General features: G+C 73.1%; 19 protein-coding genes. 10 read left to right on the forward strand and 9 right to left on the reverse strand.

The window, feature by feature from the left end:
• Positions 1 to 11: 11 nt before the first annotated feature.
• The 3 genes from P3X83_RS07295 to P3X83_RS07305 all read right to left on the reverse strand — a co-directional run bounded on the left by P3X83_RS07295 (position 12) and on the right by P3X83_RS07305 (position 1,998).
• Entirely contained in the window at positions 12 to 923 is a 912-nt protein-coding gene (locus P3X83_RS07295) for a hypothetical protein (protein ID WP_277304091.1), read from the reverse strand.
• A gap of 95 nt (positions 924 to 1,018) precedes the next feature.
• A complete protein-coding gene (locus P3X83_RS07300) occupies positions 1,019 to 1,717 on the reverse strand; it encodes a carbon monoxide dehydrogenase subunit G (RefSeq protein WP_277304092.1) in 699 nt (232 codons plus the stop codon).
• 77 nt (positions 1,718 to 1,794) lie between these two features.
• Positions 1,795 to 1,998 (reverse strand): DUF5999 family protein, encoded by a 204-nt coding sequence (locus tag P3X83_RS07305; RefSeq protein ID WP_277304093.1) that lies wholly within the window; start codon positions 1,996 to 1,998, stop codon positions 1,795 to 1,797.
• 406 nt (positions 1,999 to 2,404) lie between these two features.
• Between P3X83_RS07305 and P3X83_RS07310 the strand changes: the two genes are divergently transcribed.
• The 6 genes from P3X83_RS07310 (at position 2,405) to cydB (ending at position 8,478) form a co-directional block, all read left to right on the forward strand.
• Positions 2,405 to 3,385 carry a peptidoglycan recognition family protein gene (locus P3X83_RS07310; RefSeq protein WP_277304094.1) on the forward strand — a complete coding sequence of 327 codons (981 nt, stop codon included), beginning with the start codon at positions 2,405 to 2,407 and terminating at the stop codon, positions 3,383 to 3,385.
• A gap of 267 nt (positions 3,386 to 3,652) precedes the next feature.
• Positions 3,653 to 4,945: a sensor histidine kinase gene (locus P3X83_RS07315; RefSeq protein ID WP_277304095.1), complete on the forward strand. Its 1,293-nt coding sequence runs from the start codon at positions 3,653 to 3,655 to the stop codon at positions 4,943 to 4,945.
• Positions 4,942 to 5,574 (forward strand): response regulator transcription factor, encoded by a 633-nt coding sequence (locus P3X83_RS07320; protein ID WP_277304096.1) that lies wholly within the window; start codon positions 4,942 to 4,944, stop codon positions 5,572 to 5,574. The genes P3X83_RS07315 and P3X83_RS07320 overlap by 4 nt, the downstream gene beginning before the upstream one ends.
• A gap of 76 nt (positions 5,575 to 5,650) precedes the next feature.
• Positions 5,651 to 5,875, forward strand: coding sequence for a hypothetical protein (locus P3X83_RS07325; protein WP_277304097.1), 225 nt, complete (start codon positions 5,651 to 5,653; stop codon positions 5,873 to 5,875).
• Positions 5,876 to 6,138: 263 nt separating this feature from the next.
• The gene (locus tag P3X83_RS07330) at positions 6,139 to 7,536 is read left to right on the forward strand and encodes a cytochrome ubiquinol oxidase subunit I (RefSeq protein WP_277304098.1); all 1,398 of its coding nucleotides are present in this window, start codon (positions 6,139 to 6,141) and stop codon (positions 7,534 to 7,536) included.
• Between the two features lie 12 nt (positions 7,537 to 7,548).
• Entirely contained in the window at positions 7,549 to 8,478 is a 930-nt protein-coding gene (gene cydB, locus P3X83_RS07335) for a cytochrome d ubiquinol oxidase subunit II (protein ID WP_277304099.1), read from the forward strand.
• On the opposite strand, the gene cutA is transcribed toward cydB, so the two are convergent.
• The 6 genes from cutA to P3X83_RS07365 all read right to left on the reverse strand — a co-directional run bounded on the left by cutA (position 8,475) and on the right by P3X83_RS07365 (position 15,646).
• Entirely contained in the window at positions 8,475 to 10,862 is a 2,388-nt protein-coding gene (gene cutA, locus P3X83_RS07340) for an aerobic carbon-monoxide dehydrogenase large subunit (protein WP_277304100.1), read from the reverse strand. The two genes, cydB and cutA, sit on opposite strands and share 4 nt — an antisense overlap.
• Positions 10,859 to 11,368 (reverse strand): (2Fe-2S)-binding protein, encoded by a 510-nt coding sequence (locus tag P3X83_RS07345; protein ID WP_277304101.1) that lies wholly within the window; start codon positions 11,366 to 11,368, stop codon positions 10,859 to 10,861. The genes cutA and P3X83_RS07345 overlap by 4 nt, the downstream gene beginning before the upstream one ends.
• Positions 11,361 to 12,218: an FAD binding domain-containing protein gene (locus tag P3X83_RS07350; protein ID WP_277304102.1), complete on the reverse strand. Its 858-nt coding sequence runs from the start codon at positions 12,216 to 12,218 to the stop codon at positions 11,361 to 11,363. Before P3X83_RS07350 ends, P3X83_RS07345 begins: the two co-directional genes overlap by 8 nt.
• A 19-nt stretch (positions 12,219 to 12,237) precedes the next feature.
• Positions 12,238 to 13,617 carry a solute carrier family 23 protein gene (locus tag P3X83_RS07355; RefSeq protein WP_277304103.1) on the reverse strand — a complete coding sequence of 460 codons (1,380 nt, stop codon included), beginning with the start codon at positions 13,615 to 13,617 and terminating at the stop codon, positions 12,238 to 12,240.
• A 159-nt stretch (positions 13,618 to 13,776) separates the two neighbouring features.
• A complete protein-coding gene (locus tag P3X83_RS07360; protein WP_277304104.1) occupies positions 13,777 to 13,995 on the reverse strand; it encodes an RNA-binding S4 domain-containing protein in 219 nt (72 codons plus the stop codon).
• Between the two features lie 52 nt (positions 13,996 to 14,047).
• Positions 14,048 to 15,646 (reverse strand): PucR family transcriptional regulator, encoded by a 1,599-nt coding sequence (locus P3X83_RS07365; protein WP_277304105.1) that lies wholly within the window; start codon positions 15,644 to 15,646, stop codon positions 14,048 to 14,050.
• Between the two features lie 184 nt (positions 15,647 to 15,830).
• Here P3X83_RS07365 and P3X83_RS07370 point away from each other — a divergent pair, with 184 nt between their 5' ends.
• The 4 genes from P3X83_RS07370 to P3X83_RS07385 all read left to right on the forward strand — a co-directional run.
• On the forward strand, positions 15,831 to 16,724 hold the full coding sequence (locus tag P3X83_RS07370; RefSeq protein ID WP_277304106.1) for a DUF2877 domain-containing protein: 894 nt from the start codon (positions 15,831 to 15,833) through the stop codon (positions 16,722 to 16,724).
• The gene (locus P3X83_RS07375) at positions 16,721 to 18,097 is read left to right on the forward strand and encodes an FdrA family protein (RefSeq protein ID WP_277304107.1); all 1,377 of its coding nucleotides are present in this window, start codon (positions 16,721 to 16,723) and stop codon (positions 18,095 to 18,097) included. The genes P3X83_RS07370 and P3X83_RS07375 overlap by 4 nt, the downstream gene beginning before the upstream one ends.
• On the forward strand, positions 18,094 to 19,512 hold the full coding sequence (locus P3X83_RS07380) for a DUF1116 domain-containing protein (protein WP_277304108.1): 1,419 nt from the start codon (positions 18,094 to 18,096) through the stop codon (positions 19,510 to 19,512). The genes P3X83_RS07375 and P3X83_RS07380 overlap by 4 nt, the downstream gene beginning before the upstream one ends.
• A gap of 242 nt (positions 19,513 to 19,754) precedes the next feature.
• Positions 19,755 to 20,954: serine/threonine-protein kinase (locus P3X83_RS07385; RefSeq protein WP_277304109.1), on the forward strand; the 1,200-nt coding region annotated here is incomplete at its 3' end.

A 20,954-nucleotide genomic window follows, 5' to 3' on the forward strand; every position in this document is an offset into this window, starting at 1 on the left:
CGCGGGGGCGTTCACGAGGCGTCGTCTGTGTCGTCCATGTCGTCCATGCGGGCGGCGAGCTGCGCGCTGTCGCCGTCGACCAGCGCCGCCACGGCCCGCCACCAGGCGAACCACTCGCCGCTGCGCCACATCCAGTCGACCCGCTCGATGGCGGCGATCACCTCGCCCTTGCGCCACCACGGGGGCCCGGCCTGCTCGACGGTCGCGCCGTGGCGCAGCGCCCAGGTGCGCAGCGGGTCGGCCGCGCCGATCTCAACGGGCTCGGCGTAGGGGTCGGGTTTCTCGCCTTCGAGCGGGTGCGGCCCGAGCCCGGCCGCCACGCCCCAGCTCCACTGCGCCTCGGCGGGCCGGGAGTAACGCAGCGAGGCGAAGTCCAGGTTGGAGCCGAGTTCCTCGTCGGCACGCTCCACGACCACGGCGTCGAGACGCCCGCCCGCGTCGAAGCCGACCACCACCCGGTCGCCGGGACGCGCGCCCGGCGGCAGGTCGATGCGGTCCTCGGCCTGCCAGGAGTTGAGGTCGGCGGTGGCGACCGCCGCGCCCCAGCGCTCGTCGGCCGCGTCGTCGGCGATCCAGGCGGCGAGCATCTCCAGTACGGTGAGGTCGGTCCACGGCTCGATCGCGGCGCTGGTGGCCAGCGCCTCGTCGGGCGCGGGCAGCTTGCCGCCCCGGCCCCGCCGCCACCACTGCTCGCCCAGTTCCCGGGTGCCGATGACCAGCCCGGCGACCGAGGCCAGCTCAGAAGACCTGCGGGTCAGCGGGGCCCAGCGGACCAGTTCGACACAGCGCTCGGCACGTGCCTCGCCGAGGGACGCCACGGCCTGGCGGACCAGCGCCCCGGCGGTCGGGCGTTCGTCTCCGAGGAGATCGCCGATCAGCTGCCTGGCCTGGCTCCGAGCATCATCCGCGCGTGCCTCCCGCATACCCGCCACGTTACGCCTGGAGATCCTCTTCCGCGAGACTCCGTCACAACCCATGCGTTCCGCATCCGCCGGCCCCGGACGCGGCGCCGCGCCCGTCAGCGGCGTTTGGCGGTGCGGCCGAGCAGCCAGCCGACCACGGCGCTGCCCAGGGCGATTCCGGCCCCGGTGCCGAAGGCGGCGATCAGCGCCTTGTCGGGGAGGCCGGGACGGAACGACTCGGCGGGGCGGGTGAAGACCCTGGGACCGGCGGCGGCCGTCTCGGGCGCCCCCGCCACCGCCGAAGCGGGCACGGACTCCGTGACGGCGGGCGCGTCGGCGGCGCCCGCGGCCGTCACAAGGGCGGGCACTTCGGCGGGGACGGAGAGGGTGCGTTCGATCGCGGTGAAGAACTGGGCGGCGGTGCGTTTGGCCACGGAGGCGAGCATCCGCTGCCCGACGCCGCCGATCATGCCGCCGATCACCGCCTCGGCGTCGTACTCGACCCGGGTGCCGCCCGTGTCGTCGTCGCTGAGGCGGACCCGGACGGTGGCGTCGACCGTACCGGGCGCGCCCTGGCCGCTCGCCTTGAGCGTGAAGCCCTCCGGCTCGGCGAGGTCGGAAAGGGTGACCTCGCCCTGGTAGACGCCCTTGATCGAGGCCACGCCGGCGGCGACGGTCATCCGGTAGGCGTCGCCGCCGACCTCTTCAAGGCGTTTGCAGCCGGGGATCGTGCGGACCAGCACACCGGGATCGCGCATGGCGGTCCACAGCCGTGGTCTTTCCACACCGATCACGGCACTTCCGACGACCTTCATCGCCACCTCCAGATTTCAGAGGTTAGACAATGACCGGCCGCCCGGATAGGGGGTCGTTCCAAATGCGCGCCGGGGCCTCACGCGGCCTTGGCCATGACAAGACCGACTGGTCGCCGCGGCGGAATCACGCGGCCGTCGGGCAGGAGTTCACCGGTGTCCTCGAACAGCACGACACCGTTGCACAACAGGCTCCATCCCTGCTCCGGATGGGCGGCCACGCGCCGCGCGGCCTCACGATCGAATGCGTACGGGGAGGGACAGGAAGGCTCGTGAGTACACATCGCGCACCTCGATAATCGGCTCCGGACAATTTCTCGGCGAGTTCGCCGTTGACACCGGCATCATCTTCAAGGTATCCACCGGACACACCGGAGAAATCCCCACAACCACCCTTATGCGGAAAAACTCCTCCCCCTAGGGGCCCTGGCGCGGCGCGGTGGTTCGCGGGTAGTCCCGCCGGGGTCACCGGGCGGGCACGCGTTGTATAGCGGAGTGGTGCAAAAGCAGGCATTCAGCCGCCCCAATACGCCAAGCTGGCCCTGCACGCGACAGGCGTGCGGGCCGGCCGCGCCCTGAGGACGCCTCGGGGGACTGAAAGCCGCCGTCCGGGAAAAGAGGGTTCTCCGCACACCCCGCACTCCCGGACGGCCGCCGGACGGCCGCGCGCGCCACACGGAAGGTGTTGACATGACCGTTATCGAGAGCCGGGCCTCATGGGGCGCCCGGCCGCCGCGCGCCACCAGCCGCCTCGCCTCGGCGCGCGGCGTGAAGGCGCACTACACCGGCGGACGGGTCGATCCCGCGACGCTGACCGACCACGGCGCCTGCCGGGCCGCGGTGCGCGGCATCCAGAACGGCCACATGAACGGCAACGGCTGGTCCGACATCGGCTACAGCATGGTCGTGTGCGGCCACGACCGGGCGATGATCGGCCGGGGCCCGCACGTGCTCCCGGCCGCCAACGGCGCGGGCCTGAACTCCGGCCACTACGCGATCCTCGTCCTGGTCGGCTCCTCCGGGGTCACCCGGATCACCGACTCCATGAAGCGCGCCTTCCACGGCGCCCGCGACTACCTGCGCGAGCGCGGCGACGCCGGCGCCGAGATCAAGGGACACCGGGACGGCTACGCCACCGACTGCCCCGGCCCGTCCGTCTACCCGTGGATCCGGGCCGGAGCACCGAAGCCCGGCCCGACGGTCCCCCCGACCACCCCAGAACCGGAGGAAGAGATGCCCGAGATCGTGTCCGTCGGCCTGAGCGAGGAGGTCGTCGTCCCCCCGAGTGTGGACTTCCAGCCATGGTGGTCCGCCGAACGCAAGGACACCGCCGGATGGCACCCGGCCGGTGGGCAGAGCATCGCGCCGAACGTAGCGGTGTGGGCGGACCTCACCGCCTTCGTCGCCCTGCGCGGGCTCACCGCCGGTGAGCTGGTCGAGGTCGCCCTCACCCGGCACACGGCCGACGGCAGGCTCGTCGACTACGCCTGGCCGGTCAACCGCCCGGCCCGGCTGCACGCGAGCGCCGACGGCCGGGTCGAGATCAACCTGAACGGCAGGTTCGCGCTGTCGGCCGCCAACCGCGCCCGGGTCAGCGTGCGCCACTCGTCCAAGGGCGAGGTCGTGCTCGAAACGGCCTCCGCGCTGTCCGGCCTGCTGCACCGCTCCTGACCATCGCGTCAGGCGTCCACGGCTCCCCGCGGCACCGCGCGGGGAGCCCGGGCGTTGAGGACGACCAGCCCGGCCACGGTGAGTGTGCAGCTCAGCAGCACCAGTTGCATGCCGTACCGGATGTCTGGGTGGGCGCCAACTGGTTGCCTCAGACGCTAGGAAGATCCCCTCGGAGGCGCATCGAGCGGCGGGTAGAAGCCACCATGACCATGGTCATACTGCTCAAGGGGGATGGCACACCGCCATCCGGACTCTAATGTCGGAGACATGGCACGTCTGCGGTGGCGGAGCGATTCGCGCGGCGGCTGGCCGGGCGCCCCCGACCGGCCCACGCTGTTCAGCGTGGTCTTCTGGATCGTGCTGGTCGCCACGGTCGCCGGTTACATAGTCCGCCCGGACGACACCCTGCACAGCGTGCTGTTCGCGATCAACGTCGTCGCCGTCGCGAGCCTGTGGCTGGTGCTGCCCTGGAAGCCCGCGCCCGGCCACCAGTTCACCGCCCTGCTGTTCCTGCCCGCCACCTTCGCGCTCGGCCTGACCGGCTCCTACGGCACCCACATGCTGCTGACCCTGATCGGCATCGCCAACCTGGCCTTCGTCTACGGCATGCGCACCGCCTCGGCGATCCTGGGCGGCATGTCGGTGGCCATCTTCGTGATGGCCCTGCTCTTCGGGCGCACCGTGCTCGACGCGCTGACCCAGGTCGGCGCGATGGCGGTCTTCGCCGCGTTCGTGCTGGGCATGACGTCGGCCGTCCTGGAGGCGCGATTGCGCAGGGCCGAGGCCCAGGGCCTGCTGGACCGCGTGCGGGAGCTGGCCGTGGCGCAGGAGCGGGCCAGGATGGGCGGCGAGATGCACGACTCCATCGGGCACTACCTCACGGTGATCAAGGTGGGCCTGGAGAACGCGGAGCGCTACCGCGAACGCCGTCCCGAGATGGCCTGGGACGAGGTGCGCCAGGCCAAGGAGGTCACCAGGGACGCGCTGTCCGACGCCAGGCGCTGGGTGCGGGCGCTGCGCCCGCTGGCGCTGGACGGCCGGGTCGGCAGCGCCGCCCTGGAACGCCTCGCCGCCTCCTTCGACGGCACCGGCCTGACCGTGGCCTTCGAGGTGGAGGGCCGCGAGCGCCTGCTCGAACCCGACGTGGAGCTGGTCCTCTACCGGGTGCTGCAGGAAGGGCTGACCAACGCGCTGCGGCACGCCGAGGCCCGGCACGTGCGGGGCCGCCTGACCTTCGGCGACGACCGCGTCACGCTGGTCATCACCGACGACGGCAAGGGCCAGGACCACGGCGGCGACGGCGGCTTCGGCCTCACCTCGCTGGCCGAGCGGACCAGGGCCCTTTCCGGCGAGCTGACCGGCGGCAGCGCCGCGGGCGGCGGCTTCGAGCTGCGCGCCGAGGTGCCCACGGCCACCCGCGCCCCAGGCTCAGAGCCGGCCGCGACCAGGCGAGGACTGAGGCTGCCGCCGCTTCGCAGAAAGCGCCGGGACGACGAGCCCGGAGGCGTCGTCCGTGAGCGGCCCGAGACGGACATCCGGGCAGGGGTGCGGCCGATATGACGATCAGGGTGCTGCTGGTCGACGACCAGGTGCTGATGCGGCAGGGGCTGCGCAAGCTCCTGGAGATCGAGGAGGACATCGAGGTCGTCGCCGACGCCCCCGACGGGCGGGCCGCGCTGCGCGCGGTGCCCCGCTGCCTGCCCGACGTGGCGCTGGTGGACGCCCGGATGCCGGGGATGGACGGCGTGGAGCTGATCGGCCACCTGAGCCGCGAGCACCCGCAGATCGCGGCGATCGTGCTGAGCACCTTCGACCAGGACGACTACATCTTCGGCGCGCTGCGCAACGGGGCCGCCGGTTACCTGATCAAGGACTGCTCGCCCGAGGAGCTGGTCACGGCCATCCACCGGGCGGCGCGCGGCGAGACCGTGCTGGCGAGCCCGGTGGCGGCCCGCCTGGTGGCCGAGTTACGCGCCACCGCCCCGGGCAGGGGCGGGTTCCACGGCCAGGAGAAGCTCTCGGCCCGGGAGGTCGAGGTGGCGCGGCTGGTCAGCGCCGGGGCGGCGAACAAGGAGATCGCCGCCCGCCTCTACATCACGGAGGGGACGGTCAAGAACCACGTCTCCGCCGTCCTGCGCAAGCTGGGCCTGCGCGACAGGACCCAGCTCGCGGTCTACCTCAACGGCTGATCCCCCGGCGGGATGAATCCTCCCGTCCCGGGACGCCGCCGAGAGCCACACTCCGCTGTACGGCGCGCTGGCCTTCATGCTGCAGTCGGCCGGCAACATCGTGATCATGGCGGTGCTCTTCGTGCTGCTCGCGCTCGGCACCGGTGAGCGCGTCAGCCGGTGGCTCACCGCCAGGCCGGGGCGCATCGCCCTGATCACCGGCGTGATCCTCATCACGGTCGGGGTGTTCACGGTCCTGTACCGGGACGTCCGGATCCTCGCGCGGCGCGAGCTGATCTGGTACCCGGTGCTGTGGTCCTGATCTTCCGGGTCCGCCGGGCGGCGTAGACCGGAATCCGCCGGGCGGGTGACGCCCGGCGGGGGTCCGGTGCCCCAGGATGTGGATCGTGCGGGACGGGGAGGGCCCGCACGACGCAGTGAGGGGGGCCGCCGCCCGGGGGGCGGACGGTGTGACGAAGATCGCAGGAGCCCGCGGCGACCCCCCGGCCCATTGCTCTACAAGCTGTAGTACTACTGAATGTAGAACTACTACGGCTTGTAGAGCTCGCTTGTGAGGGGGAAGGTTTGGACGCCCTGGACCTGGCGCGGTGGCAGTTCGGGATCACCACCGTGTACCACTTTCTGTTCGTACCGCTGACCATCGGGCTGGGCATCTTCGTCGCCGGGCTGCAGACGGCCTGGCACCGCACCGGCAAGGAGCACTACCTCAGGCTGACCAAGTTCTTCGGCAAGCTGTTCTTGATCAACTTCACCATGGGCGTGGTCACCGGCATCGTGCAGGAGTTCCAGTTCGGGATGAACTGGAGTGAGTACTCCGTCTTCGTCGGTGACGTGTTCGGCGCCCCGCTGGCCATGGAGGCGCTGCTCGCGTTCTTCCTGGAGTCCACGTTCCTCGGACTCTGGATCTTCGGCTGGGACCGCCTGCCCAAGCGGGTCCACCTGGCCACCATCTGGGCCGCCGCCATCGGGTCCAACCTGTCGGCCTACTTCATCCTGGCCGCCAACGCCTGGATGAAGAACCCGGTCGGCTACACCGTCGTGGACGGCAAGGCGCGGATGACCGACCTGTGGGCGGTGCTGACCAACCCGGCCGCGCTCGCCCAGGTGCCGCACGTCGTGGGCGCCGCCTTCATCGTGGCGGGCGGGTTCGTGATCGCCGTCTGCGGCTACCGCCTGCTGCGCGAACGCCGCGCCGGATCGGGCGACGCCCCGATGTGGCGGACCAGCCTGCGCGCCGCGCTGGCGATGACCGCCGTCGCCGGGATCGTGGTCGCGGCCAGCGGCGACATGTCGGCCAAGCTGCTGCACGAGCAGCAGCCGATGAAGCTGGCCGCCGCCGAGGGGCTGCGGCACGACCAGGCGGGCGCGGCGTTCTCCATCGTGCCCGGGGTCGAGATCCCCAACCTGCTGAGCTTCCTGTCCACCGGCGACCCCAACGCCGTGATCCAGGGCACCGACGACCTCCAGGAGCGCTTCGCCAGGGAGTTCGGCCCCGGCGACTACCGCCCCGACCTGCCGGTCGTCTTCTGGTCCTTCCGCGTCATGATCGTGTTCGGGATGGCCACCGTGGGGCTGTCCGTGCTCGGGCTCTGGCTGACCCGCAAGCGCCGCAGGGGCGGTGAGAGGCCGCTGCCCACGTGGTTCGCCCGGCTCTGCCTGCTGGCCCTGCCGCTGCCCACGCTGGCGATGATCGCCGGGTGGCTGCTCAGCGAGATCGGCCGCCAGCCGTGGACGGTCACCGGCGAGCTGCTGACCGCGGCCAGCGTGTCCCCCGGTGTGAGCCTGACCCAGGTGGCCGTGTCGCTCGCCGTCTTCACCGCCCTGTACGGCCTGCTCGCCGTCGCCGAGGGCGTGCTGCTGGTCCGGTACGTCAAGGCGGGGCCGGAGCCGGTGCCCGCCGTCCCGCGCACCCGCGACGCCGGCGCCGAACGGCCCGCCCCGCAGCCCACCCTCATGTACTGATCGGGACCCGTCATGGAACTCACCACCCTGTGGTTCGCCCTCATCGCCTTCCTGTGGACCGGGTACTTCGTCCTGGAGGGCTTCGACTTCGGCGTCGGCCTGCTGGCGCCGTTCCTGTCCCGCTCCGACGCCCAGCGCGGGCAGGTCCTCAGCACCATCGGCCCGGTCTGGGACGGCAACGAGGTGTGGCTGATCACCGCCGTCGGCGCCACCTTCGCCGCCTTCCCGGCCTGGTACGCGGGCATGTTCAGCCAGTTCTACCTGCCGATGCTGTTCGTCCTGGTCGGGCTCATCGTGCGCGGCGCGGCCCTGGAGTGGCGCGGCAAGGTCGGCTCGGCCACCGAGCGGGCCTGGTGCGACGCGGGCGTCATGGTCGGCAGCGGCCTGCCCGCGTTCCTGTGGGGCGCGATCTTCGCCGACCTGCTGCTCGGCAGCGCCGTGGCCGCCCTGGTCGGCGGGGTGTTCTCGCTGGCCCTGTGCGTGCTGCACGGCGCGGTGTTCATCGCGCTGAAGACCGAGGGCCCGGTACGGCGACGCGCCCGCCTCACCGCTCTCGCCGCCTCCCTGGTCGCCCTGCCCACCGGCGTGATCGCGCTGTCCGCCGTCCCGGCGGGCCGTCCCGGTGTGATCTGGGGCGTCGCGCTCGCCGCGATGGCGGCCATCGCCGCCGGGGTGGCGTTCGCCTGGCGACGCCGCGAGGGGTGGGCGTTCGCCGCGACCGCGTCGGCCATCGCGCTCGGCTCCGCCGCGCTGTTCGGCGCGCTGTGGCCGGAGCCGCTGCCCGGCCTGACCGTGGCCGAGGCGGCCTCGGCCCCCTACACGCTGAGCATGCTGACCTGGATCGGAGTGATCGCGCTGCCGTTCGTGCTGGGCTACCAGGGGTGGACCTACTGGGTGTTCAGAAAGCGCGTAATGACCACTTCGCACGCCAAGGTCGCCTAGATCGCTCCCCGCCTGAGCTGGAACAGCTCGGACGGGGAGATCGGCATCCGGTCCACGACGATGCCCTCGGCGTCCTCGATCGCGCCCGCCAGCACCGCCGACACCGGGATCACCCCCGCCTCCCCCGCGCCCTTGATGCCCAGCGGGTTCAGCGGCGAGGGGGTCTCCAGGTGGGCGGTCTCCACACGCGGCACCTCGGTCGCGTAGGGCATCAGGAAGTCCATGAACGAGGCGTTGAGCAACTGGCCGTGGGAGTCGTAGACCATCCGCTCGTAGAGCGCGCCGCCGACTCCCTGGGCCACTCCCCCGTGGATCTGCCCCTCCACGATCGCCGGGTTGATCAGCCGCCCGCAGTCGTGCACCACCGCGTAGCGCAGGATCCTGATCTCCGCCGTGTCCGGATCGGTCTCCACGATCGCCGCGTGCATCCCGGAGGCGAACGTCGAGCGGATCGGCGAGTAGTAGTCACGGCCCTCCAGGCCGGGCTCCTCTCCCTCGGCGACCGGCGGCCGGTCGGGCGCGGACGCCCCGGCGAACTGGGTCGCCCTGGCCGCCTCCTCGTCGAACGCGTAGCGCAGCGGGTTGGCCAGCGTGGCGACCGTCGCCAGCGGGATCGACGCGCCCGGCGCGCCCGCGACGCGGACCACGCCCTCCTCGATCAGCAGGTCGGCGGGGTCGGCCTCCAGCGCGTCGGCCGCGATCCGCAGCGCCTTGTCGCGCACCTTGCGGCAGGCCAGCGCGATCGCGTTGCCGCTCATCACCGCCGCCCGCGAGGCGAAGGTGCCCACCGCGTAGCCGAACCTGCGGGTATCGCCGGTCACCACCGAGACCCGCTCTATCGGCACGCCCAGCTCGCTCGCCGCGATCTGCGCGAAGACCGTCTCGTGGCCCTGCCCCTGCGAGGTCAGGCCGGTCGAGACGTGCACGCGCCCGTCGGAGGTGACCTGCACGTGCCCGCCCTCGTACGGCCCGACCCCGGTGCCCTCCACGTAACAGCCGATGCCGATGCCGACGCGCCGCCCCTCGGCCTCCGCCTCCTCGCGGAACGCGGGGAACTCGTCCCAGCCGATCATTTCCTTGAGCATCCGCAGCGACTCGGGATAGTCGCCGCTGTCGTAGATCAGCGGACGGCCGTCCTGGAAGGTCATGTGCTGGTCGTAGGGGAACTCGTCCGGCTGGATCAGGTTGGCCTCGCGCACCGCCGTGCGGTCCAGGCCCAGGTGCGCGGCGATGCGGTCCATGGTGCGCTCCATGCAGAACACGCCCTGCGGGCGCCCCGCGCCCCGGTACGGCGTGACCTGCACGGTGTTGGTGTAGATCGACGAGAACTCCACCCGGTACGACCCGATGCGGTAGGGGCCGAGCAACTGGGTGGCGGTGATGATCGGCACGATGATGCCGTAGGGGGTGTAGGCGCCGTGGTCGTGCAGGATCGTCACGTCGAGGCCGAGCACCCGGCCCGCGTCGTCGAAGCCCACCCGGACGAAGTGCACCTGCCCGCGCTCGTGCGCCGAGGAGATGAAGTGCTCGCGGCGGTCCTCGGTCCACTTGACCTCCCGGCCGAGCCGTATCGCGGCCCACGGGACCAGCACCTCCTCCGGCCACGGATGCACGATCTTGACCCCGAAGCCGCCGCCGACGTCGGGCGCGATCACCTCCACCGAGGGCAGCGGCAGGTCGAGCTTGGCGGCGATCGCCATCCGCACGCTGGTCGAGGTCTGGGTGCTGGAGTACACCCGCAGCGAGCGGTCGTCCGCGTCCCAGCGCGCGTAGACGCCGCGCCCCTCCAGCGGCGTCGAGGCGCTGCGCTCGATCCGCAGCCGGAAGGCCAGGGTGTGCGGGGCCGTCTCGATCGCCTGCCGCGCCGGGGCCCCGGCCTGGGTCGGCACCTCCTGCACCAGGTGTGCGCCCACGTTGCCGGGCACGTCCTCGTGCACGTCGGGGCCGCCGCGCACGGCCTCCTCGATGTCCACCACCGGGTCGCGCACGTCGTAGTCCACGCGGATCAGCGCGCAGGCGTCCTCGGCGAGGTAGCGGTCGCGCGCGACCACCATCACGACGGGCTCGCCCACGTGCCGCACCACGTCGCGGGCCAGGGGGTAGGCGGTGCGGCCGTGGGTCAGGGCCGGGTGCGGGATCAGCAGCGGCAGCGGCTCGGCCAGCCGCTGCGGGAGGTCCTCCCAGGTGTAGACGGCCATCAGTCCATCGACGTCGAGCGCGCCGGAGACGTCGATGTCGCGGATCCGCGCGTGCGCGTGCGGGGAGCGCACGAACGCCGCCGCGAGCGCGCCCGCGCCCAGGTCGTCCAGGTAGCGGCCCTGCCCGGTGAGCAGCCGGGAGTCCTCGCGGCGCTGGATCGGGTCTCCGAACGGCCTCGGCGTCACGACTCCTCCGCGATCAGGTCGGCCGCGCGGCGCACCGCCTTGACGATGTTCTGGTAGCCGGTGCACCGGCACAGGTTGCCGGAGATGCCGTCGAGCACCTCGTCCTCGCCGGGCGCGGGGTTGTCCCGCAGCAGCGCGGTCACCGTGCACAGGAAGCCCGGCGTGCAGAAGCCGCACTGCAGGGCGTGGCACTCGGCGAAGGCCCGCTGCACCGGGGACATCTCGCCGGGGGCGGGGGCGAGCCCCTCGACCGTGGTGACGGCCCTGCCGTCCACGGTCACCGCGAGGGTCAGGCAGGAGCGGATCGGCTCGCCGTCCAGCAGGACGGTGCAGCAGCCGCACACGCCGTGCTCGCAGCCCACGTGGGTGCCGGTGAGCCCGAGGTCGTGGCGCAGGAAGTCGGACAGCAGGCGGCGGGGCGGCACGTCCGCCTGCCGCGGCACGCCGTTCACGACCAGCGTGACGGGCAGTTCGTCCTGGTCGCCGGGCTCGTCCCGCTCAGGCATCGGCCGCCCTCCTCGACGCCTCGGTCAGCGCCCGCTCGGCGAGGACGCCCGCCACGTGCCGCCGGTAGCCGGCGGTGGCGTGGATGTCGTCCTCGGGTTCGATCCGTTCGCGTACGGCCCGCGCCGCCGCGTCCCACTCGCCGCCGCCCGCCTCCGCCGTGACATCGACCACGACGGGACCGGGGCCGACGCCCACGCACGCCACCCTGGCGCTCTCCAGGCCGAGGTCGGTGCGCATGGTCACGACCGCCGCGACGCCCGCGAGGGCGAAGTCGCCGTGCCTTCTGGCCAGTTCGTGGAACGCGGTGCCGCTGCGCGGCGGCAGGCCGGGGAAGAACGCGGACAGGGCCAGTTCGTCCGGCTCGGCGGCGGATTCCAGCGGGCCGATGAAGAACTCGCCGGCCGGTACGTCGCGGCCGGGCCCGCCGGCGCGGGCCAGCCGTACCGACCCGCCGAGCAGTGCCAGCACGGCGGGCAGCTCGGCCGCCGGGTCGGCGTGGACCAGGCTGCCCACCACCGTGCCCCGGTTGCGGATCACGGGGTGGGCGACCAGCCGCAGCGCCTGCCGCAGGAGCGGCTGGACGGCCGCCGCCACCGGGGACCGCTCCACCCGCGTATGGCGGGCCAGGGCCCCCACGCGGACGCCGCCCGCCTCCGGCTCGACGGTGTCGAGCCCGGTGATCCGGTTGATGTCGATGATCCGGCCGGGGGCCGTCAGCCGCATGTTCAGCAGCGGGATCAGGCTCTGACCGCCCGCCAGGACCTTGCCGTCGCCGTCCGCCTCCGCGAGGTCGGCCAGCGCCTGGCCGACCTCGCGGGGCGAGCGGTACGCGAATGGCGGTGGCTTCACGCTCCCACCATTACCCACGTCACGGCGCGGCTCCTCGTTCGATGCCGACGTCGCCGCCCGCGGCCCCGGCGCCGCCGTCCGGACGGCGCCGCGCCTCGATGGCGCGCAGCACGTGGTAGCCCACCAGGACCACGATGGTGCCCAGGGCGATCCCCTCCAGCGTGAACTCATCGGTGATCATGTGCCGGACCGGCCCGATCGCCAGGATGATCCCCGCCCCGACGGGGACCATGTTCACCGGATCGGCGAAGTCCACCCGGTTCTCGATCCAGATCTTGGCGCCGAGCAATCCGATCATGCCGTACAGGATGACGGTCACACCGCCGAGCACGCCACCCGGAGTCGCGGCCACCAGCGCCCCGAACTTCGGGCACAGGCCGAACAGGATCGCCACGATCGCCGCGATGTAGTAGGCGGCGGTGGAGTAGACGCGGGTGGCGGCCATGACGCCGATGTTCTCCGCGTAGGTGGTGGTGGGCGAGCCGCCGACGGCGCTGGCCACGACGGTGCCGACGCCGTCACCGATGATCGCCCGGCCCATGTGCCGGTCGACGTCGGCGCCGGTCATCTCACCGACGGCCTTGACGTGCCCCACGTTCTCGGCGATCAGGGCGATCACCGCGGGCAGCACCAGCACGATCGCGCCGACCTTGAAGTCCGGCGCGTGGAACTGCGGCAGCCCGATCCACGGCGCGCTCGCCACGCCGGAGAAGTCCACCCGCAGGTGCGTGGTCACCTGCTGGGCGCCCGCGTCGAACGCGGTGATCTGGCCGAACACCCGGTCGGCCGCCCACGAGAGCACGTAGCCGGTGACCAGGCCGAGCAGGATGCCGATCCGGCCGATGAAGCCGCGGAACAGCACGATGATCAGGAAGGTCGCCGCCATGGTGATGAGCGCGATCCAGGGGTCCTGCGGCCAGTAGGTGTCGGCGACCACGAAGGCCAGTCCGAAGCCGATGAGCATCACCACCGCGCCGGTCACCACCGGTGGGAAGATCCGGTTGATGATCCGCACCCCGAGGTAGTGGATCGCCACGCCCACCAGGGCCATGACCACACCCGCCACCAGGATCGCCCCGGTCACAATGGCGTCGCTGTCGGTCGCGGCGCGGATCGCCACCACCCCGCCCACGAAGGACGCGCTGGTGCCCAGGTAGCTGGGGATCTTCCCCTGGACGATGAGCAGGAACAGGATCGTGGCGACGCCCGACATCATCACCGCGACGTTGGGGTCGAGCCCCATGACCACGGGGAAGACGAAGGTCGCCCCGAACATCGCGATGACGTGCTGGGCGCCGAACCCGACCATCCGCGGCCACGACAATCGCTCGTCGGGCCGCACCACCTCTCCCGGAGCCAGCCGCCGCCCGTCGCCGTGTTTGGTCCAACCCGCAACCATGAGAGCCCCTCTTCGCTCGGGCCGTCGCTCGGTCGCCACCCCGCAGGCTTGCCTTCGCGGCGGATTCAGTTCGCGTTGGGCGGCACATTAGGCGCGCACCGATATCCGTTCACGGGCATGATCTGCCAAATCCACCCGGAAGACCGGTGAGCGCTCTCCTCAGGACGCCGCCACGACGTGGATCTCGAAGCCCTCTCCGGTGACCACCTGCCCGGGGCGGATCTTGGCGCGCTTGCGCAGCTCCACCTGGCCGTCGACCCGCACCTCGCCGTCGGCGATGAGCAGCCCCGCGACACCCCCGGTCTCGGCGACGGCGCAGACCTTGAGCAGGTCGCACAGCGGGATGTGCTCGGTTTCCAGTTCGAACGTCTCACTCACCGGTTCAGGATAGGGTCCCGGACGGCCCGCCGCCGGGACCCCGGTTCCCGTGTCAGATGCCCCGCATCCGCAGCACGTGCAACGCCAGGGTGAGGTTGAGCCGCAGGTGGGCGTCCTCGGTGAAGGCGCCGAGCATGCGCTCCAGCTTGCCGATGCGGTAGCGCAGGGTGTTGTAGTGGAAGTGCAGCCGCCGGGCGGTCTCGGCCACGTTCAGGTTGGTCTCCAGCAGGACCTGCAGGGTGCGGCGCAGGTCGGCGTTCTCGGCGTCGGCGTCGGTGGCCAGCGGGCCGAGCGTCTCGCGCACGAAGGCGTGCAGCTCGTCGGTGTCGTTGACGAGCGAGAGCAGCCGGTACACCCCGAGCTGGTCGAAGTGGGCGACCGCGCCTGGGCCGTGCAACTGGCGGCCGACCCTGGCGGCCTTGAGCGCCTGGCCGTACGCCTCGGGGACGGCGCCCGGCCCGGTGGCCGTGCGGCTGGTGCCGGTGGAGAAGGTGGCGGGCAGCGCCTCGGCGAAGGCCACCGCGGCGTCCTTGGCCACGCGGGCGGTGTCGGCGGCGGCGTCGATCACCGCGACCACCTCGTGGGAGAAGCCGGCCACCGCGCCGCGCGGGTCGTGCCTGCGCATGGCGACGGTCCAGGAGGCGACCATGCGGTCCTGGGCGGTCCGCTCGTCGCACTCGGGGTCGAGCTCGGCCACCACCACGGTCACCGGCCGGGACAGGTCCCAGCCGAAGGCGAGGGCGCGCGCGGCGACCCGCTCGGCCGTCCCGGCCCGGCCGGTCAGCACGTCGCGCAGGAAGTCGGCGCGGTACTTGCTCTCCACCGCGTTCACCGCCTCCTGCCTGGTCACCACCAGCGCGGCGACGGTGGCAGCGCTCTCCAGGATGCCGATGTCGCTGTCGCGTATCGTGCCCGCCGGGCTGTGGGCGACCATCCGGCCGTGGTGGTGCCCGCCCGCGATCACCGGGACGGCCGCGAACGCGCGCCCCGCCGGGCCGGGGTCGGGGACCGCCGTCCCCTCCTCGGCGAACGCGCGCAGCGCCGCCACGTGCTGCTCGGGCCCGGCGGCGGCCAGCACGTGCCCCGCGCCGTCGAGGGTGGCGACGGCGACGTCGAGCAGCCGGTTGACCTCGGCGCTCACCTCGCGCAGCCCTCCCCCGGCCAGCACCACCTGGACCAGCGCGCGGTGCGCCTCCTCGGCCCTGGCCAGCACGGCGGCCTGGCGGTTGAGGATGCCGGTGAGCACCTGGTTGAGGATGTCGTCGAAGCCGACGTCGTCGGGGAGCTGGATGAGCGGGAACCCCAGGCGGTCGGCCTGCTCGACCATCTCGTCCGGCAGCGCGTCCACGTAGCGGCCCAGCTTGATGGCGAGCGCGGCCAAGCCCCGTTCGTCAAGGTCGGCCACCAGGCGGTCGAGCGACTGCGGGGTGTGGCGCAGCGGGTATCCGGTGGTCAGGAGCAGCTCGTGCGGCTTGACCCACGCCAGGATGTCGGGGACCTCCATGACGTTGAGCCGCTGCACGATGCGGCCGAGCCCCGACTCGCCCGCGATGAGCCTCGCGCCGGTCAGCGTGGAGACGCCCAGCACCTCTCCGACCGAGACACCATGGATGATCGTGCCGGTGCTCGCCAGACGCACAGGGGGTTCCATGAGGGAATTGTGACCGATGGCTCCTCTGTCAGGAAGAGCCAACCATTGGGCTCACTGTTGGCAGCTTTCTCCGTACGGACGCCGCGAGGACGCGTTCTACCGTCGGGTTCAAAGGTCACGCCAAGGGGGCAGGCACCCTGGTACCCGCTTGACGTGGGCCGACCGGCTGATCAGGGGAGGTCCGGTGACCGTTGGAACGCGCCCGAGAGCACGCAGGGGGGCGATCCGTACGGATCACCCGCGCGCGCAGGTCTCCGGCGCCGCCAGCACCGCGCTCCGGCCCGTCTTCGACTCCCCGCGCAGCCCCGCCCGTGTGCTCGCGGCCTTCCCCGTGGGCGTCTACCTGGAGATACGCGCCGACGTCGAACCCCGGGTGATCGCCCTGGTGACCGGCGAGGGCGTGCGCCTGCCCAACAGCATGGTGCTGTCCGTGCCGCTGCCCGGCGTGGCCGCCGGTGACGACGCCGTGGTCGGCGAGGGTGGCATCGACCTCGGGCCCTACGCGCTGCGCCCGCGCCGCTGGTGGAACCCGGCGCCGCCGCTCGGTCCCGTCGAGCCCGCCCGGCTCGACCAGGCCGCCGCGGCCATGACCGCGCTGTGCGCCGCGACGGCCCGCCGTCCCGGGCTCGAACACAACGGCGCCGCCGACCTGCTCGCCGAGGGCTGCGCGACCGGCTCGCTGATCAGCATGATCACCGCCGCCGAGCGCCTGGTGGGCCTCGGTCCCGGCCTCACCCCGAGCGGCGACGACCTCCTGGCGGGCCTGCTGGTGGCGCTGCGGCAGCTCGGACGGGCCTGCGGCGTGGAACGCGCGGTGTGGACGGCCGACTGGCTGGCCGCGGCGGTCACCTTCGACGCGCGCACCCGCACCACGCCGATCTCCGCCACCCTGCTGCACTGCGCCGCCAAGGGCGAGGCGAGCGCCGAGGTCACCGCCGTGCTGCGCGGCATGTGCGGCCGCCAGGCCCTCGAACCGGCCATGGCCCGGCTGCTGTCGCTCGGCCACACCTCGGGGGCCGACCTCGCCTGGGGCCTGCGCGTCGGGCTCGACGCGGTCCGCGGGCCGGCCGTGGCATGAGCGACCTGGTCGTGGTGCGGCCCGGCGTCTATCACGATTCGGTAACCCTGATGCGGGTCAGCCGCGACATCGGGGCGGTGCCCGGCGTCGAGGCGGCGATCGTGGCCATGGCCACCGAGCTGAACCTGGAACTGGCCGCCCAACTGGGCTTCGAGCCGCCCGAGGCGGCCCCGTCCGACCTGCTGATCGCGATCAGGGCGGCCGGCGGCGCCGCCCGGGACGCCGCCGACGAGGTCGACCGGCGGCTCGCCGCGCTGGCCGAGGCGGGCCGTACGGCGAGGAGCGCCGGGGAGCCGCCGCACCGCACCACCCGAGCCGCCGCCCGCGCCCACGACGCCGACATCGTGCTGGTGTCGGTGCCCGGCGAGCACGCCTTCGCCGAGGCGCTGGACGCCGTCGAGGCCGGGATGTCGGTGATGGTGTTCAGCGACAACGTGCCCGTCGAGCAGGAGATCCTGCTGAAGGACCGGGCGCGGGAGCGCGGCGTGCTGGTCATGGGCCCCGACTGCGGCACGGCGTGCGTCGGCGGGGTCGGCCTTGGCTTCGCCAACGTGCTGCGGCCTGGGCCGGTCGGCGTGGTCGCCGCCTCGGGCACCGGGGCGCAGCAGGTGACCTGCCTGCTCGACCACGCGGGCGTCGGGGTCAGCCACGTACTAGGGGTGGGCGGGCGCGACCTGTCGGCCGAGGTCGGCGGGCGTTCGGCGCTGCGGGCGCTCGCGGCCCTGGACGCCGACCCGGCGACCGAGCTGATCGTGCTGATCTCCAAGCCGCCCGCGCCGGAGGTGGCGCTGACCGTCCGCGCGGCGGTTCAAGGTCTGGCCACCCCGGCGGTGGTGGCCATGCTCGGCCCCGGCGGAGACGACCTGACCTCTGCGGCGGAGGCGGCACTGCGGGCGCTCGGGCGTCCCGTGCCCGCGTGGCCCACCTGGCCGGCGCAGTCGCCCGCCGTCGCCGCGGCGGGCGCGGTGCACGGGATCTACTCGGGCGGCACGCTGTGCGCCGAGGCCGCGCTGATCGCGCAGGGCGGGTCGTTCACCGACTTCGGGGCCGACGCCTACACGCGGGGCCGCCCGCATCCGATGATCGATCCCACCGCCCGGCTCGCGGCGCTGGCGGCGGTGCCGTCCGGTGATGTCGCCCTGCTCGACGTGGTCCTCGGCCACGGCGCCGACCCCGACCCCGCCGCGCGCCTGGCCCCCGAGGTGGCCGGGGCGGTACGGCGCGGCGTGCGCGTGGTCGCCGCCCTGGTGGGCGCGCAGGGCGATCCCCAGCGCCCGGAGCATCAGGCCATGACCCTCCACCAGGCAGGGGCGGCCGTTTTCGCGTCCAACGCCCAGGCCGCGCGATACGCCTCGGGAAAGGGGCTTTCGTGACGTTGAGCATGCTCGCCGGGGAGCCTTCGGTGATCACGGTGGGGGCGGGGCTGCTCGGCGAGGCGCTGGACGCGCAGGCCGTCGCGCACGTCGCGGTGGACTGGCGGCCGCCGTTGCCGGTGGAGCCCGGGGCGCTGGCCAGGGTGCTGGCCGATCCGCGCAGGGCGGCGGCCAACGGGGTCGCGGCGGGGCGGATGGTCTCGGCGCGGCCGGTGCTCGCCGGGGTCCGCCGGGCCGGTGAGGCCCTGGGGCTGCCCAGGGGCGTCTTCCTGCACGCCGGGCCGCCGATCGAATGGGAGCGGGCGTCTGGGCCGATGCGCGGCGCGCTGGTCGGGGCGATGCTGCTGGAGGGCCTGGCCACCGAGCCGCACGAGGCCGAGCGGGCGCTCGCCTCGGGGGCGGTCACGCTGGAGCCGTGCCACCACCACGCGGCCGTCGGGCCGATGGCCGGGGTGGTCAGCCCGTCCATGTGGATGCTGGAGGTACGCGACGCCGAGCACGGCGGCACCGCCTACTGCTCGCTCAACGAGGGGCTGGGCAAGGTGCTGCGCTACGGCGCGTACGGCCCGGAGGTGCTGACCCGGCTGCGCTGGATGGGCGAGGTGCTGGGGCCGGTGCTGGCCGCGACGCTGGCCGCTTCCGGGCCGCTCGACCTGCGCGCGCTGACCGCGCAGGCCCTGCAGATGGGCGACGAGCTGCACAACCGCAACCGGGCGGCGACCTCGCTGATGGTCCGCGAGCTGGCCCCGGCGATCGTGACCGCCGCGCCCGAGCACGCCGCCGACGTGCTGCGGTTCATCAACGGCAACGACCACTTCTACCTCAACGCCGGGATGGCCGCCTGCAAGGTGAGCGCGGACGCGGCCAGGAACATCCCGGGCTCGACCATGGTCGTGGCGATGGCCCGCAACGGCACCGACTTCGGCGTGCAGGTCTCCGGGCTGGGCGACCGCTGGTTCACCGGCCCGGCCGGGCTGCCCGACGGCCTCTACCTCGGCGCGTACGGCCCGCGCGACGCCAACCCCGACATCGGCGACTCGACGATCACCGAGACCGCCGGCCTGGGCGGGTTCGCCATGGCCGCCGCGCCCGCCATCGTGCGCTTCGTCGGCGGTGACGTGCCGGACGCCATGGCCGCCACCCGGTCCATGTACGAGATCACGCTCGCCGAGCACCCGGCCTACCAGATCCCGGCCCTCGGTTTCCGTGGCACGCCCGCCGGGATCGACGTCGCGCTGGTGGCGCGGACCGGCCTGCTGCCGGTGGTGAACACCGGCATCGCGGGACGCGTCGCGGGCGTGGGACAGGTCGGGGCGGGTCTGGTCAGCCCGCCGGCGTCGGCGTTCACCTCGGCGCTCGCCGCCCTCGCCGAGGCCGCGGGGGAAGCGGGACAGGCAAAAGATCCGAATATGTGATCGGTACGGGCGGGATCCGGATTAGTGATCGTTTTCACGAGCGCCCGGGAGGCTTGTCCGGTTGGTCGGAAAAATCCATATCCGTCCAGGCCAGGGCAACTTTTCCTGGTTTGCCGTCGCGCCATGTGGCATCGGCGATTACCATCCCTTAGCGTTACCAAACACGGATTCTTCACGAATCACACCTCATATCGCCGTTGAGAACTGCCGTCTCAGCCGGTACCGGACACAGGGGCCTGGGTATGACCGATCGGTTGCTGGGCGATGTCCCCTCCACGCCGCGCGGCGGTGACCAAGGGGGGCTCGCCGAAGGTCACGGGCGGCTGGTGGGCAGGCGCTACCGCCTCCTGTCACCTGTCGGCCGCGGCGGCATGGGCATCGTCTGGCAGGCGCACGACGTGCTCCTCGACCGGGCCGTGGCGGTCAAGGAGCTGATCCTTCCGTTCGGCCTGGACGCCGGCGGCAAGCAGGTGGCCCACCGGCGCATGGTCCGCGAGGCCCGCGCGGCGGCGGCGCTCAACCACCCCGGCATCGTGACCGTGCACGACGTGGTCGAGGACGACGGGCGTCCCTGGATCGTGATGGAGCTGGTCCGGGCCTGGTCGCTGGAGCAGGCTGTGCGCGAGACCGGGCCGCTGCCCGTGGCGCAGGCCGCCGAGATCGGCATCCGGGTGCTCGACGCGCTGCGCCACGCGCACCGCGCGGGCATCCTGCACCGCGACGTCAAGCCCGGCAACGTGCTGCTCACCGCCGACCGGGTGGTGCTGACCGACTTCGGCATCGCGGCCATCGAGGGCGACGTGTCGGTGACCCAGACCGGGCTGCTGATGGGGTCGCCCGCCTACATCCCGCCGGAGCGGCTGCGCGGGCTGCCGATCACGCCCGCAGCCGATCTGTGGTCCTTCGGGGCGACGATGTACGCGGCGGTGGAGGGGCGCCCGCCTTACGAGGGGCCGGACGCGGTGGCGGTGCTCGGCGCGGTGCTCACCGAGGAGCCGAGCCATCCCCGGAGGGCCGGGGCGCTGCTGCCGATGATCGAGGGGCTGCTGCGCAAGGACCCGGCCGAGCGGCTGTCGCCCGAGCAGGTGGCCGAGGTGCTGGAGACGGTGCTGCGCGGCCACGGATCGCTGCACGACCGTCCCGGGGTGCCGGTCAGGGACGACTCGGCGGGGGCCACGCTGGTGCCGCCACTGGACCCGCCGTCGGGGCCGATGCCCTCGCGGATCATCGAGACGCCCACAGGGCCGGTCCGCGTGCCCTACGACCCGGTTTCCGGGTTCTCCGGGGGCGCGCTGGGCGCGCCGACGCGGACGGCCGGGGACGACACGTTCGGCGGGCCGTCCGGGCCGCACCGGGCCGTGCCGTACGACCCGGCGGGGCCGCTGCCCGCGGAGTTCGGCGGGCCGTCCGGGCCCCGGCAGCGCCGGGAGCCGGCGGACCGC

Origin of the sequence: Spongiactinospora sp. TRM90649 (assembly GCF_029382225.1) — a bacterium.
Classification (GTDB): domain Bacteria; phylum Actinomycetota; class Actinomycetes; order Streptosporangiales; family Streptosporangiaceae; genus Spongiactinospora.